The following is a 286-nucleotide window of genomic DNA, read 5'->3' on the forward strand; positions in this document are numbered from 1 at the left end:
AGTGACAACCAGGAGGTTGGCTTAGAAGCAGCCACCCTTTAAAGAGTGCGTAATAGCTCACTGGTCAAGTGGTTCTGCGCCGACAATGTAGCGGGGCTCAAGCACACCGCCGAAGCTGTGGCATTCATACTTTACCCCGCGGCTTGACTTGTTCTGGCCGTGCAGGTGTGTGGATGGGTAGGGGAGCGTCGTATGGCGGGTGAAGCGGCGGAGTGATCCAGTCGTGGACGCCATACGAGTGAGAATGCAGGCATGAGTAGCGAATGAAGGGTGAGAACCCCTTCCG

At 57.0% G+C, this 286-nt stretch carries 1 rRNA gene; it reads left to right on the top strand.

Going from position 1 to position 286, the window contains the following annotated elements:
* A 23S ribosomal RNA gene (locus tag QSK32_RS45380) occupies positions 1 to 286 on the top strand; the annotation flags it as partial.

The organism is Actinoplanes sp. NBRC 101535 (assembly GCF_030269225.1).
GTDB lineage: Bacteria > Actinomycetota > Actinomycetes > Mycobacteriales > Micromonosporaceae > Actinoplanes > Actinoplanes rectilineatus.